12 protein-coding genes are annotated in these 13365 nt (G+C 69.8%); 9 read left to right on the forward strand and 3 right to left on the reverse strand.

All coding sequences use genetic code 11. From position 1 onward, the window contains the following. The first annotated feature begins 166 nt into the window (after positions 1–166). Positions 167–505 carry a divalent-cation tolerance protein CutA gene (cutA, locus tag ACIPEK_RS27730; protein ID WP_232837642.1) on the forward strand — a complete coding sequence of 113 codons (339 nt, stop codon included), beginning with the start codon at positions 167–169 and terminating at the stop codon, positions 503–505. Positions 506–534: 29 nt separating this feature from the next. Here the strand turns inward: cutA and ACIPEK_RS27735 are convergent, their stop codons facing one another. Beyond that, positions 535–1248 carry a vancomycin high temperature exclusion protein gene (locus tag ACIPEK_RS27735; RefSeq protein ID WP_383070242.1) on the reverse strand — a complete coding sequence of 238 codons (714 nt, stop codon included), beginning with the start codon at positions 1246–1248 and terminating at the stop codon, positions 535–537. 273 nt (positions 1249–1521) lie between these two features. Here ACIPEK_RS27735 and ACIPEK_RS27740 point away from each other — a divergent pair, with 273 nt between their 5' ends. From ACIPEK_RS27740 to ACIPEK_RS27775, 8 genes are all read left to right on the forward strand, one after another. Then, a complete protein-coding gene (locus ACIPEK_RS27740) occupies positions 1522–1734 on the forward strand; it encodes a hypothetical protein (RefSeq protein ID WP_322109061.1) in 213 nt (70 codons plus the stop codon). An 18-nt stretch (positions 1735–1752) separates the two neighbouring features. Next, the gene (locus tag ACIPEK_RS27745; RefSeq protein ID WP_402001266.1) at positions 1753–1875 is read left to right on the forward strand and encodes a DUF6210 family protein; all 123 of its coding nucleotides are present in this window, start codon (positions 1753–1755) and stop codon (positions 1873–1875) included. A gap of 40 nt (positions 1876–1915) precedes the next feature. Further along, the gene (locus tag ACIPEK_RS27750) at positions 1916–2728 is read left to right on the forward strand and encodes a Cof-type HAD-IIB family hydrolase (protein ID WP_402001269.1); all 813 of its coding nucleotides are present in this window, start codon (positions 1916–1918) and stop codon (positions 2726–2728) included. A gap of 162 nt (positions 2729–2890) precedes the next feature. Further along, positions 2891–3082, forward strand: coding sequence for a hypothetical protein (locus tag ACIPEK_RS27755; RefSeq protein WP_402001272.1), 192 nt, complete (start codon positions 2891–2893; stop codon positions 3080–3082). Positions 3083–3166: 84 nt separating this feature from the next. Next, on the forward strand, positions 3167–4486 hold the full coding sequence (locus ACIPEK_RS27760; RefSeq protein ID WP_402001502.1) for a deoxyguanosinetriphosphate triphosphohydrolase: 1320 nt from the start codon (positions 3167–3169) through the stop codon (positions 4484–4486). Positions 4487–4668: 182 nt separating this feature from the next. Next, positions 4669–5928: an NAD(P)/FAD-dependent oxidoreductase gene (locus ACIPEK_RS27765; RefSeq protein ID WP_402001275.1), complete on the forward strand. Its 1260-nt coding sequence runs from the start codon at positions 4669–4671 to the stop codon at positions 5926–5928. A gap of 334 nt (positions 5929–6262) precedes the next feature. After that, positions 6263–8170 carry a DNA primase gene (dnaG, locus tag ACIPEK_RS27770; protein WP_402001278.1) on the forward strand — a complete coding sequence of 636 codons (1908 nt, stop codon included), beginning with the start codon at positions 6263–6265 and terminating at the stop codon, positions 8168–8170. 273 nt (positions 8171–8443) lie between these two features. Beyond that, entirely contained in the window at positions 8444–9538 is a 1095-nt protein-coding gene (locus tag ACIPEK_RS27775) for an RNA polymerase sigma factor (protein WP_402001281.1), read from the forward strand. A 151-nt stretch (positions 9539–9689) separates the two neighbouring features. On the opposite strand, the gene ACIPEK_RS27780 is transcribed toward ACIPEK_RS27775, so the two are convergent. Both ACIPEK_RS27780 and ACIPEK_RS27785 read right to left on the reverse strand, forming a co-directional pair. Beyond that, entirely contained in the window at positions 9690–11621 is a 1932-nt protein-coding gene (locus tag ACIPEK_RS27780; protein WP_402001284.1) for an ABC transporter ATP-binding protein, read from the reverse strand. Continuing rightward, positions 11621–13354: an ABC transporter ATP-binding protein gene (locus ACIPEK_RS27785; protein ID WP_402001287.1), complete on the reverse strand. Its 1734-nt coding sequence runs from the start codon at positions 13352–13354 to the stop codon at positions 11621–11623. The genes ACIPEK_RS27780 and ACIPEK_RS27785 overlap by 1 nt, the downstream gene beginning before the upstream one ends. Between the last annotated feature and the right edge of the window lie 11 nt (positions 13355–13365).

The raw sequence follows: 13365 nt of genomic DNA on the forward strand, positions 1-13365 counted from the left end.
CACATCACCCCCTCCCGCCAGGCCGGGCACCTGCCAACCAGTCCAACAAGCAGCAGTCGCCAAGGTCACCCATTCGGCTCCGGAACCTCTGTTCCCACCCCGCGAACCCACCGCCAGGACTCACTCCCGCTCACCACAACTCACTTCAACGCAGAGGAGCCCGAAGGTGACGACGCCGGCATTGCTGACCGTACTGACCACGACGGACAGCGAGGAGAAGGCCCATTCCCTGGCGCAGGGCGCGGTGGAGGCACGGCTTGCCGCCTGCGTACAGATCTCCGCGCCCGTCACCTCGGTCTACCGCTGGCAGAACGCCATCGAGACCACCGAGGAGTGGCAGCTGCTGTTCAAGACCACGGCCGAGCGGTACGACGAACTGGAGGCCCATCTCCTGGCGGCGCACGACTACGAAACACCGGAGATCGTCGCGATCCCGGTGGTACGGGGCAGCGCCCGCTACCTCGACTGGGTCTTTGCCGAGACCGCCCCGGTCATCTCGCTGTAGAGCCGGCACCTGCCCGGGGCCGTCCGCCCTCAGCGCCCGTCCGCCGCCAGGGCCTCTCCGACCCCGGGCTCCTTCGGCCCCAGGAAGTGCGGGTCGGGCCTGAACACGGCATCCAGTGCCGCCTTCCCGGCCGCGAACATCTCCCGCGTCCCGCCGTAGTACCAGGTCGCATCGTGTACGGCGTCGACGCCGACCCCGTACGCATCGATCCCCGCGGTCCGGCACAGCGCGATCGCCCGCCGGATGTGGAACCCCTGGCTCACCAGCACCGCGCGGTCGACGCCGAAGATCTTCTTGGCCCGAACGCACGAGTCCCAGGTGTCGAACCCGGCGAAGTCGCTCACGATCCGCTCGTCCGGCACCCCGTGCGCCCTGAGATACGTGCGCATGGCGTCCGGCTCGTCGTACTCCTTCCGGCTGTTGTCACCGGTCACGAGTACGACCTTGACCTTCCCGTCCCGGTACAGCTCAGCGGCGGCGTTCAGCCGGTTCGCGAGATACGGCGACGGCCTGCCCTCCCAGAGACCGGCCCCGAACACCACGGCGACCTGCTGCGCGGGCGCGTCCGCGGTCGTTCTGACGCGGGCGTCGCCCACGGAGTACATCCAGGTCGCGGGCGCCAGCGCCGCCACACAGGCGACCATCACCCCCTGCGCGAGCCGCCGCTGCCCGCGCCGTGTCCGCGGCCATCGCGGCCGCAACCGCCCGAGCCGCCCCAGCCGTCCCGGCTGCTTCTCCCGCATGGGTGTCCCCCTGTTCGTGCCCTGTGCTGTGCCGTGCTGTCCCACATGATCCGACGAGCGGCGGGGAGAAAGGGTTCTCCATCTCCCGATTTCATTGATTTCGTAACCGTTTCCGATCTGGCCGCAGACACTTCGGGCATGATGTCCGCCATGAACCGACCTGGAACCGGGACAGACGACTGGGTGACCGTCGCCGCGTACGAGAATCTGAAGGGCCGACCGCATCCCGCGGCAGCCGTCCGCGCTTGACTGCGGGACCGGGGCATCGACTGGATGCCGTTCGCCGTCGACGACCTGCACGTCGACCTGGCCTGCGGCCCGGGCCCGGACGGCCACTGGCACGGCTGGATCACCGTCCGAGTCCGGGCTTCGGTGCTGATTCCGCTCGGCCTCCATCCCGACCAGCCGACCTCGCGGCCAGGATTCCCGCCTGCCCCGGCGTGGTGGCACGCGGCAGCCGAACGGGCGGCCCGGAAAGCGCATTGATACCGGCTCTGTGACGGCGTGGACCACCAGCCCCACGAACTGCGCTGGGACGAGAGCCTGTTGGACGAGATGGACGAGGCATGGGTGCCGGTACTCACCCCGGACGGGCCGGGCGTGCTGCTCCGGTGCGACGCGGACTGAGACCGGCGATCGCCCCAAGGACGCCCAGTAGCATCGGGCAATGTTGCTTCCACGGCTGATCGCCTCAGATCTCGACGGCACGCTCCTGCGCAACGACGGCACCCTCTCGCTCCGCACCCTGCGCGCCCTGCGTACGGCCGAGAGCGCCGGTGCGGAGGTCGTCCTCGTCACCGCCCGGCCGCCCAGATTCGTCGACCGCCTCGCCGAGGCCGCCGGCCTCGAGGGCACAGCCGTGTGCAGCAACGGGGCGCTGGTGTACGACATCGGGACGCGCACCGTCGTCTCCTCCCGTGCCCTGCCCCTCGCCACCGCCCGGCGCGTGGCCACCGCGCTCGCCGCCACCGTGCCCGGGGTCGGCTTCGCCCTGGAGACCGGCAACCACGTCCTGTACGAACCCGCCTACCGGCTGCGGCTCTCCGAGGACATCGACGCCGAGCTGCCCGTACCGTCGCTGGCGGATCTGTGGCTGACCGACGTCCCCGTCACCAAGCTGCTCGCCTGGTCGGACCGGCTCGACGCGGACGCCCTGCTGGCCGCGGCCGAGGAAGGGGCGGGCGACGAGGTACAGCTCACCCACTCCGGCGGGCGCGGGCTGCTGGAGATCAGCGCGTCCGGCGTCACCAAGGCCGGCACCCTCTCGATTCTGTGCGCCGGGCGGGGTATCGACGCCACGGAGGTCATCGCCTTCGGCGACATGCCCAACGACCTGACCGTCCTCGGCTGGGCCGGCACCGGCTACGCGATGGGCAACGCCCACCCGAGCGTGCTGGCCGCCATACGGACGCACACGCTCTCCAACGAGGAGGACGGGGTCGCGCACGTCATCGAGGGGCTCTTCGGCGGCGCGGCCTGATACCGATGCCCCGCCCGGCACCGATGCCCCGCCCGGCACCGATGCCCCGCCCGGCACCGATACCCCGCTCTCGGCACGGCCCCGAACGCTCGATACGGCCGCGGAAAGCACCCGTCACCCTCACGCAACGGTGCGGCAACCTCGGTCCTGCACCATCGGTCCATGACGGAGTCGGCACCGGCACATCCCGATGAGTCCCTGCCCCTCGACAGCACGGCGCAACTGTTGACCCGCATTGCCGCACAGCTCGGCACCCAGCTCGGCCTCGTCTCCCCGAACGGAACCCGAAGGGCCGCGCAGGCCCCCGATTCAGGGCCTGTCCGGCGGTTCGCGGCCGGGGTCGCGACGACCTGACAGCGCCTTCCCCGAGCCGCCCGCCGCGCATCCGCCTGAGCCCTCCTGTCGGCCCGGCCGTTTACTGTCGGAACCATGGACGGCATGGACGGTACGCAGGGCACACAGGGAACGCAGGACCACGGCACGGCCCCCTACGGTGCGGCCGACGCCGAGCGCTGGGACACCGAGCCGGACAAACGGCCCGGTCGTACCGCATTCCAGCGTGACCGCGCCCGAGTCCTGCACTCCGCCGCGCTGCGCCGGCTTGCCGGGAAGACCCAGGTCGTCACGCCCGGCACCCGCGGCCACGCCTGGGACGCCAGCCCGCGGACCCGGCTCACCCACTCCCTGGAATGCGCCCAGGTCGGCCGCGAACTCGGGGCGGCGCTCGGCTGTGACCCCGATCTGGTCGAGACGGCCTGCCTCGCCCATGACCTGGGCCACCCGCCGTTCGGACACAACGGGGAGCAGGCGCTGAACGACTTCGCGTCGGACTGCGGAGGCTTCGAGGGCAACGCCCAGTCGCTGCGCCTGCTGACCAGGCTCGAACCGAAGCGGTTCGTGCCCGACACCCGGACCGGCGAGCTGGTCAGCGTCGGACTCAACCTGACCCGTGCCGCTCTGGACGCGGCCACCAAGTACCCGTGGCCGCGTGGCCGGCACCCCTTCGACCCCGGCTCACCGAAATTCGGGGTGTACGAGGACGACCTGCCGGTCTTCGAGTGGGCCCGCCAGGGCGCCCCGAAGGACCGCAAGTGCTTCGAGGCCCAGGTCATGGACTGGTCCGACGACGTCGCGTACTCGGTGCACGACTTCGAGGACGGGCTGCACGCCGGGCACATCGACCCCAACTGTCTCTACGCCGAGGCCGAGCGGAACGAGATCTGGGCGGTCGCCATCGGCCGCTACGTCCCGGCGGACACCGACCCCGAGGAGCTGGCCGAGGCTCTGGACCGGCTCATCGGCCAGGACTGGTGGCCGCACGGCTACGACGGATCCGCCGTCGCCCAGGCCCGGCTGAAGGACGCGACCAGTCAGTTGATCGGCCGGTTCTGTCTCGCCGCCGAGAGCAGCACCCGGCTGGCGTACGGGACGGGCCGCCTCGGCCGGTACGGCGCCGAGCTCGTCGTCCCCCGCGAGGCACGCAACGAATGCGCCGTGCTCAAGGCGGTCGCCGACCGGTACGTCATGCAGCGCGCCGAGCAGGAGGCCATCCGCGCCGACCAGCGGATCGTCATCGCGGAACTGGCTGCCGCGCTGACCGCACGTGCCCCGGAGGGGCTGGAGCCGCAGTTCCGGGCGCTGTTCTGCGCCGCCCACGACGACAGGGCCCGCAAGCGGGTCCTGGTCGACCAGATCGCCGCCCTGACGGACGCCTCCGCACGCTCCCTGCACGCATCGCTCACCGGCCGCCGCCGCTGACCGGAGTCCCGTCCCCGGCCGGTCGTGTCCGCGAGCCGCACGGCGCGGTATCGACCGAGCCGCGCAGACGGGCCTGTGACCACTGGGTGTGACCTGATCGGTGTACACCCTCTTTCGCCATCACGCTGCGTGCGGGACGCTCGCAGTTGGGCCCCGCGCAGCAAGCACCGAGGAGGCATCAAGTGGTCGACGCACATCGGACGTTCGTCATCGTCGGCGGAGGACTGGCAGGAGCGAAGGCAGCCGAGACACTCCGGGCGGAAGGTTTCAGCGGCCGGGTGATCCTTCTCGGCGATGAACGCGAACATCCGTACGAACGACCTCCGCTCTCCAAGGGCTATCTGACCGGCAAGGAGGAACGGGACAGCGTCTTCGTCCACGAGACAGCCTGGTACGCGAGTGCCGACATCGAGCTCCACCTGGGCCAGCCCGTCACCAGCCTCGACCGGGAGGCCCGCTCCGTACAGCTCGGCGACGGCACCGTCGTCCACTACGACAAGCTGCTGCTCGCCACCGGGGCCGAGCCGCGCCGCCTCCCCATTCCGGGTACGGACCTGGCCGGAGTCCACCATTTGCGCCGGCTCGCCCACTCGGACCGGTTGCGCAATGTACTGGCCGCCCTCGGCCGCGACAACGGCCATCTGGTGATCGCCGGGGCCGGCTGGATCGGCCTGGAGGTCGCGGCGGCGGCGCGCGGTTACGGCGCCGAGGTCACCATCGTCGAACCGGAGCCGACGCCACTGCATCACGTCGTCGGGCCCGAACTGGGCCAGATCTTCACCGATCTGCACCGCGACCACGGTGTCCGCTTCCACTTCGGCGTCCGCCTCACCGAGATCATCGGCCAGGACGGCCTGGTCCTCGCGGTCCGCACCGACGACGGCGAGGAGCACCCCGCTCACGACGTGCTCGCCGCGATCGGCGCAGCCCCCCGCACCGCCCTCGCCGAAGCCGCGGGGCTCGACATGGCCGCGCGCAAGGACGGCGGCGGCATCGCCGTCGACGCCTCCCTGCGCACCAGCGACCCGCACATCTTCGCGGCCGGTGACGTCGCCAACGTGGCCCATCCGCTGCTCGGCGCCCGGCTGCGTGTGGAGCACTGGGCGAACGCGCTGAACAGCGGCCCGGCCGCGGCCCGCGCCATGCTCGGCAAGGACGTCAGCTACGACCGGGTGCCGTACTTCTTCTCCGACCAGTACGACCTCGGCCTCGAATACTCGGGCTGGGCGCCGCCGGGCAGCTACGACCAGGTGGTCATCCGCGGCGACGCGGGGAAGCGCGAATTCATCGCCTTCTGGCTGAAGGACCGCCGGGTACTGGCCGGGATGAACGTCAACGTGTGGGACGTCACCGAAACCGTGCAGGAGCTGATCCGGTCCGGCCGACAGATCGACCCGGACGCGCTGGCGGACCCGTCGGTACCGCTGGTCTCCCTGAACTGAGCCGAGCCGGCCGTTCCGCCCGCCGGCCCCGGACGGGACGGCTCAGAGCCTGTCGGGTGACCTCCGACCGGGCGGCCACGCCCTGGCACGCACGCTTCCCGCGTTGTCGTCAGTCACCGACTCCCCCATAGCCGAAGGCATGGGGGGACCCCCTTCGCGTCGACTCCCTCCTCCGCCTCGGAATCGCACGCACCGGACCGCGTCCGCTATCCGACCGGAGGCCACCCGACAGGCTCTCAGCCGTACGGCACCCGCCAGGCGCCCTCGCCGCCGGGTTCCACGGATCACATCGCCGCGCGGCACAGCTGTCGCACCCCACCCGTAGACTTCACCCGTGGCAGGCAGGATCAATGACGACGATGTGAAGGCGGTACGGGACGCGGTCCCGATCGACGCCGTCGTTTCCGAGTATCTCCAGCTGCGCAACGCCGGCGGTGGCAACCTCAAGGGCCTCTGCCCGTTCCACGACGAGAAGTCCCCCTCCTTCCAGGTCAGCCCGAGCAAGGGTCTCTTCCACTGCTTCGGCTGCCAGGAGGGCGGCGACACGATCGCCTTCGTGATGAAGATCGACCATCTCTCGTTCTCCGAGACGGTCGAGCGGCTCGCCGCCAAGGCGGGCATCACACTGCGGTACGAGGAGGGCGGGTACAACCCCTCCCACCAGCGCGGTGAGCGCATCCGGCTGGTGGAGGCGCACAAGGTGGCCGCCCAGTTCTATGTCGAGCAGCTGGACAGCCCCGAGGCCGAGATCGGCCGGAAGTTCCTCGCCGGGCGCGGCTTCGACCAGGCGGCGGCCGCCCATTTCGGCGTCGGCTACAGCCCGGCCGGGTGGGACCACCTCACCCGCTATCTGCGCGGCAAGGGCTTCAGCGACAAGGAACTGATCACCTCCGGCCTCTCCCAGGACGGCAGGCGCGGCCCCATCGACCGATTCCGCGGCCGGCTGATGTGGCCCATCAGCGACACCTCCGGCGATGTCGTCGGCTTCGGCGCCCGCAAGCTGCGCGACGACGACAACGGACCGAAGTACCTCAACACCCCCGAGACCGCGATCTACAAGAAGTCCCAGGTGCTGTACGGCATCGACCTGGCGAAGAAGGACATCGCGAAGGCCAGCCGGGCCGTGGTCGTCGAGGGCTACACCGACGTCATGGCCTGCCATCTCGCCGGGATCACCACCGCCATCGCCACCTGCGGTACGGCCTTCGGCGGCGACCACATCAAGATCCTGCGCCGCCTCCTGATGGACAACGGCAGCGCCCGGGTGATCTTCACCTTCGACGGTGACGCGGCCGGGCAGAAGGCCGCCCTGCGCGCCTTCGAGGACGACCAGAAGTTCGCCGCCGAGACGTACATCGCGATCGCCCCGGACAACATGGACCCGTGCGATCTGCGCCTGGCCAAGGGTGACGAGGCCGTCCGTGACCTGGTCGAACCCCGCACCCCGCTCTTCGAGTTCGCGCTCCGCCAGATCGTCGGCCGATACGACCTGGAGACCCCGGCGGGCCGCGCCGCCGCGCTCGACGAGGCGGCACCGGTCGTCGCCAAGATCAAGACGGGCAGCGTGCAGCGCGAGGTGGCCGTCCAGCTGGCCGGCTTCGTCGGCATCCTGGACCAGGAGTACGTCGTGCACCGGGTCAACCAGCTCGCCCAGTGGGCCCGCGGGCGGGGCGACCGGCGAGGACCGGAGCCCGCCTCCTCCCGTGCCGGTGCGCAGCACCAGCAGATCCAGGCCCCCGCCGCCCCCTCCGGCCCCGCGCTCAACCTCCGCAGCCCGGCGCACCGCACCGAGCGCGAGTTGCTCAAGCTCGCCCTGCAGAAACCCGCCCTCGTCTCACCGGCCTTCGACGCCTACGGGGCCGATGAGTTCACCGCCCCGCCGTACGCCGCGGTCCGGCAGTGCATCGCGGAGGCGGGCGGCGCCGAGATGGGTGTCCCGGAGACCCGCGAGTACCTGGTCCAGGTGCTCGACGCGACCCCCAACGACACGGTGCGCAAGCTGGTCACCGAGCTGGCGGTGGAGGTCTTCCACGGCAAGACCATCGACGAGACCTACGCGGGCATGCAGCTCGTCCAGGTCCGGCTGCGCGCCGTCGACCGCCGGATCGACGACGTACAGGGCAGCCTCGCCCGTCTCGGCAGCAATGTCGCCCCGGACCATCTCGCGGCCGCGCAGAACGAGGTCTGGGTCCTCCAGCAGTACGCCCAGGCCCTGCGCAACAAGGGCGCCGACGCGCTCTGACGCGAGGTTCCGGCGCCGCGCACCGGGAAGGCGCACCGGGTCCGTCCGGTCGCCGCCGCCTCCTCGATCGCCGGACGGGCTCGAAAGACTGCCCGTCCCCGTAACCGCTCGGTCACGGACCGGACTCAGAAAGTCCCCGCACGCCCCTCGTGGCAGCGATGTGTCTTCCCCCACACTGGGGGGCGGTGCCTGAGTCATCGGAGCGCGGCCGGCCCACCGAACGGTGGTCCTCCATCCCCGCGATCCGGCAGCGATCACCTGGAGGTCGCCCCCGTGCAGACCCGGACCCTGACCGAAACCGAGTATGTCTCGGCAATACCCGCGCAGAACCGGGCCGTGCATCATCCGGAGGCCGCGGTGGAGCCGCAGACACCGTCCGATCCACCCGAGGCACTCATGGAGGAGCTGCCCCAGGCGCCCGAAACGCCGGAGCCGCGGGGCCGCCCGGAGACCGCCGGCCCGTCCTCCGATCTCTTCCGCCAGTATCTGCGGGAGATCGGCCGGATTCCGCTGCTCACCGCCGCGGACGAGGTGGAGCTCGCCCGCCGCGTCGAGGCCGGTCTCTTCGCCGAGGAACGGCTCGCGAGCACCCCGGACCCGGACACCCGACTGGCCGTCGATCTCGACCGGTTGGTGGTCATGGGGCGGATGGCGAAGCGCCGTCTCGTCGAGGCCAACCTCCGCCTCGTCGTCTCCGTCGCCAAACGCTATGTCGGCCGCGGGCTGACCATGCTCGATCTGGTCCAGGAGGGAAACCTCGGACTGATCAGGGCGGTCGAGAAGTTCGACTACGCCCGGGGCTACAAGTTCTCGACGTACGCGACCTGGTGGATCCGGCAGGCCATGTCCCGCGCCCTTGCCGACCAGGCGCGGACCATACGGGTCCCGGTCCATGTCGTCGAACTGATCAACCGCGTCGTACGGGTCCAGCGCCGGATGCTCCAGGAGCGCGGCTACGAGCCGACACCCGAGGAGGTGGCCGACCAGCTCGACCTCACCCCGGAACGGGTCGGCGAAGTCCTGCGGCTCGCCCAGGAACCCGTCTCGCTGCACGCCCCGGTCGGCGAGGAGGAGGACGTCGCCCTCGGTGACCTGATCGAGGACGGTGACGCCGCGTCCCCGGTCGAGTCAGCTGCGTTCCTGCTGCTGCGCGAGCATCTGGAAGCGGTGCTCTCCACTCTGAACGAGCGTGAGCGGAAGGTGGTCCAGCTGCGCTACGGGCTGGCCGACGGGCGGCCCCGCACACTTGAGGAGATAGGCAGGATCTTCGGCGTGACACGCGAACGCATCCGCCAGATCGAGTCCAAGACCCTCAACAAGCTGCGGGACCACGCCTTCGCCGACCAGCTTCGCGGCTACCTCGACTGACCCCGCAGGGACGCCGGACCGTACGGCCACGCCCCTGGACCGGCCGGGTCGGCACCTCGCCCGTGAGAGCGGCCCGGCCCGGCCCCGAAGAAAGGAGGGCCCGTACCGCCGGCCGGCGGTACGGGCCCTCCTCATGCGCTGACCGCTTCTTCTAGTCGACCTCGGCGACCGCCTGCGCGAACTGCGCCGAATACAGCCGGGCGTACGCGCCCTCGGCATCCAACAGTTCGTCGTGCGTGCCCTGTTCGACGATCGAGCCGTTCTCCATCACCAGGATGACGTCGGCATCCCGGATGGTGGAGAGCCGGTGCGCGATCACAAAGCTCGTGCGACCGTGCGCCAGGCGCGCCATCGCCTTCTGGATCAGTACCTCGGTACGGGTGTCGACGGAGCTCGTCGCCTCGTCGAGCACCAGGATCACCGGGTCGGACAGGAATGCCCGCGCGATGGTGATCAGCTGCTTCTCGCCCGCGCTGACGCCGGAGCCCTCGTCGTCGAGCACCGTGTCGTAGCCGTCCGGCAGGGTACGGATGAAACGGTCGGCGTGGGCCGCCTTCGCCGCCTCCTCGATCTCCTCCCGGGTGACCTCGCGCGAAGCGCCGTACGCGATGTTCTCCGCGATCGACCCGCCGAAGAGCCAGGTGTCCTGGAGGACCATGCCTATCCCCGACCGCAGGTCGTCGCGCGACATGTTCGCCACGTCGACCCCGTCGAGGGTGATCCGGCCGCCCGTCACCTCGTAGAACCGCATCAGCAGATTGACGAGCGTGGTCTTGCCGGCGCCGGTCGGGCCGACGATCGCGACCGTGTGACCCGGCTCGACGTTCAGCGACAGATCCTCGATGAGCGGCTTCTCCGGGTCGTAGCGGAACGACACCTTCTCCAACGAGACGCTGCCCCGCAGCTCCTCGGGGTGCTCGCCGGTACCCGGCGCGGGGTCGGCGCCCTGCTCCTCGGCGTCCAGCAGCTCGAAGATCCGCTCGGCCGACGCGACGCCCGACTGCACCAGGTTCGCCATCGAGGCGACCTGGGTCAGCGGCATCGAGAACTGCCGCGAGTACTGGATGAAGGCCTGCACATCACCGATCGACAGCGAACCCGACGCGACGCGCAGACCACCGACAACGGCGATCAGCACATAGTTCAGGTTGGAGACGAACATCATCAGCGGCTGCATGATCCCGCTGTTGAACTGCGCCTTGAAACCGGCCTCGTACAGCGCCTCGTTCTGCTCGGCGAAGTCCTTCGCGGACTCCTCCTGCCGGCCGAAGACCTTCACCAGGGTGTGCCCGGTGTACATCTCCTCGATATGGGCGTTGAGCTTGCCGGTCACCTTCCACTGCTGCACGAACTGCGGCTGGGACCGCTTGCCGACCTTCGCGGCCACGACCACCGAGAGCGGCACCGTCACCAACGCGACCAGCGCCAGCAGCGGCGAGACCCAGAACATCATGATCAGTACGCCGACGATGGTGAGCAGGGAATTGATGAGCTGGCCCATCGTCTGCTGCATCGTCTGCGAGATGTTGTCGATGTCGTTCGTCGCCCGGCTGAGCACCTCGCCGCGCTTGGCCCGGTCGAAGTAGGACAGCGGCAGCCGCGACAGCTTCGTCTGGATGTCCTCGCGCAGCCGGAACACGACCCGGTTGATGATCCGGATCGACAGCCGCGTCGCCACCAGCATCAGCAGCCCGGCACCGACGTAGACCGCCAGCGCCACCAGCAGTACGTCGCCCACCGCACCGAAGTCGATGCCGTGGCCGGGTGTGAAGTCCACCCCGGAGAGCATGTCGGCGAGGCCGCTGTTGGTCCTGCGCAGGCCCTCGACGGCCTGTTCCTTGGTCGTTCCCTGCGGCATCTTCCGGCCGATGACCCCGGCGAACACCAGGTCCGTCGCCCTGCCGAGGATCTTCGGCCCGACCACCGACAGGCCGACGCTCAGCACGCAGGCCAGCAGCATCACGTACAGCGGGGTCTTCTCCGTCGCGAAGCGCTTCAGCAGCCGCTTCGATGACCCCTTGAAGTCCATGGACCGGTCGGTCGGCGCCCCGCCCGCCATCATGCGTCCGCCAGGCCCGGCCATTACGCGGCCTCCGCTTCCGTCAGCTGGGAGAGCACGATCTCCCGGTACGTGTCATTGCCGTCCATCAGCTCGTGATGGGTGCCGGAGCCGACGACCCGGCCCTCGTCCAGCACCAGGATCCGGTCGGCGTCACGGATGGTGGACACCCGCTGCGCCACGATCACCACGGTGGCCTCGGCCGTCTCCTGCGAGAGCGCCCCGCGCAGTGCGGCGTCGGTCGCATAGTCGAGCGCGGAGAACGAGTCGTCGAAGAGGTAGATCTCCGGCCGCTGCACCAGCGTCCTGGCGATCGCCAGACGCTGCCGCTGTCCGCCGGAGACATTGGTGCCGCCCTGCGCGATCGGCGCGTGCAGGCCGTGTTCCAGCGCTTCGACGAACTCCTTGGCCTGCGCGACCTCCAGCGCGTGCCACAGCTCCTCATCGGTGGCGTCCGGGTTTCCGTACCGCAGATTCGTCGCGACCGTCCCGGAGAACAGATACGGCTTCTGCGGAACGAGACTCACGGTCTTCGCCAGCAGCGCCGGCTCCAGCGTCCGTACGTCCGTGCCGTCGACCAGCACCTGTCCGTCCGTCACATCGAACAGCCGCGGTACGAGTCCGAGCAGCGTCGACTTGCCGCTGCCCGTCGACCCGATGATCGCGGTGGTCTCGCCGGGACGGGCCACCAGATCCACCGAGCGCAGCACCGGCTCCTCGGCGCCCGGGTAACGGAAGTCCGCGCCACGGACCTCCAGATGACCGTGGGCGCGCAGCTCGCTGACCGGCTTGACCGGCGGAACCACGCTCGACTCGGTCTCCAGGACCTCCTGGATGCGCTCGGCGCAGACCTCGGCGCGCGGCACCATCATGAACATGAAGGTGGCCATCATCACCGACATGACGATCTGCATCAGATAGGCGAGGAACGCGGTCAGCGCGCCGATCTCCATGCCGCCGCTGTCGATGCGATGGGCGCCGAACCAGACCACGGCGATCGAGGACACATTCACGACCGTCATCACGGTCGGGAACATCAGCGCCATCAGCCGGCCCGTGGACAGCGCCACATCGGTCAGCTCGTTGTTGGCGCCGCGGAAACGCTCCTCCTCGTAACGGTCGCGGACGAAGGCGCGGATCACGCGGTTGCCGGTGATCTGCTCGCGCAGCACCCGGTTCACGGTGTCGACCCGCTCCTGCATGGTGCGGAACAGCGGCCGCATCCGCTTGACGATCAGGCTCACCGCGATGCCGAGCACCGGCACCACCGCGAGCAGCACGGCCGAAAGCGGGACGTCCTGGCCGAGCGCCATGATGATGCCGCCGACGCACATGATCGGCGCCGACACCATCAGGGTGAACGTCATCAGCACGAGCATCTGGACCTGCTGGACGTCATTGGTCGTACGTGTGATCAGCGAGGGTGCGCCGAACCGGCCGACCTCACGCGCCGAGAACGACTGCACCCGGTCGAAGATCGACGCCCGGACATCACGGCCGAGGGCGGACGCCGTGCGGGCGCCGTAGTAGACGGCCCCCATGTTGCAGACCACCTGGGCGATGCTGACGGCGATCATGATGCCGCCGAACTCCAGGATGTAGCCCGTGTCCCCCTTGACGACACCGTTGTCGATGATGTCGGCGTTCAGGGTGGGCAGATAGAGGCTGGCGCAGGTCTGCAGGAGTTGGAGGAGGACCAGGAGCAGGATGGGTTTCTTGTACGGACCGAGATAGGCCCGCAGGAGTTTTATGAGCACGCGTGTCTCTC

The organism is Streptomyces sp. NPDC088246 (genome assembly GCF_044741025.1).
Taxonomy (GTDB): Bacteria; Actinomycetota; Actinomycetes; order Streptomycetales; family Streptomycetaceae; genus Streptomyces.

Bases quoted from the DNA above. Each gene is read 5' to 3' on its own strand.
- ACIPEK_RS27780 (WP_402001284.1), bottom strand. From the start codon at position 11,621: ATGGCCGGGCCTGGCGGACGCATGATGGCGGGCGGGGCGCCGACCGAC.
- ACIPEK_RS27735 (WP_383070242.1), bottom strand. From the start codon at position 1,248: ATGCGGGAGAAGCAGCCGGGACGGCTGGGGCGGCTCGGGCGGTTGCGG.
- ACIPEK_RS27740 (WP_322109061.1), top strand. From the start codon at position 1,522: ATGCCGTTCGCCGTCGACGACCTGCACGTCGACCTGGCCTGCGGCCCG.
- ACIPEK_RS27755 (WP_402001272.1), top strand. From the start codon at position 2,891: ATGACGGAGTCGGCACCGGCACATCCCGATGAGTCCCTGCCCCTCGAC.
- ACIPEK_RS27750 (WP_402001269.1), top strand. From the start codon at position 1,916: ATGTTGCTTCCACGGCTGATCGCCTCAGATCTCGACGGCACGCTCCTG.
- ACIPEK_RS27760 (WP_402001502.1), top strand. From the start codon at position 3,167: ATGGACGGTACGCAGGGCACACAGGGAACGCAGGACCACGGCACGGCC.